1 protein-coding gene is annotated in these 488 nt (G+C 51.2%); it reads left to right on the top strand.

From position 1 onward, the window contains the following. A partial coding sequence (gene nudI / locus DUK53_RS17100) for a nucleoside triphosphatase NudI (protein ID WP_124893240.1) occupies nucleotides 1-226 on the top strand: 226 nt, incomplete at its 5' end. Nucleotides 227-488: the final 262 nt, after the last annotated feature.

Genomic DNA, 488 nt, shown 5'->3' on the forward strand with positions numbered 1-488 from the left:
ACCTTGGACGTTTCGCGATGACGTGCGGGTGAAGACCTACGAAGACGGCAGTAAAGAGCAAATCTATATGATTTACCTGATTTTTGACTGCCACGCGGCCAACCGCACTATCACGCTTAATGACGAGTTTGAAGAATATGCCTGGGTGCGAAAGGAAGAACTGGCCAGCTACGATCTGAACGAAGCGACCCGATTCACGCTACGCCAACGTGGGTTGCTGGAGTAGTGATGCCCCTCACCCTAACCCTCTCCCACAGAGAGAGGGAGCTGTTAGCCCCTGCTCTTTTAGCAGTAACTCGCTCGGTTCCCACAATGGAGGGCGCTGTTAGTCTCTACTCTTTTTGCTGTAACTCGATCGGTTCTCAGAAAGGAGGGAGCTGTTAGTCTCTGCTCTTTTGGCAGTAACTCGCTCGGTTCCCAAAAGGGAGGGAGCTGTTAGTCTCTGCTCTTTTGACAGTAAATAGGCAATCTCAGCAAACGCGAATGTC

It is taken from the genome of Listeria sp. SHR_NRA_18 (genome assembly GCF_003856515.1).
GTDB lineage: Bacteria > Bacillota > Bacilli > Lactobacillales > Listeriaceae > Listeria_A > Listeria_A newyorkensis.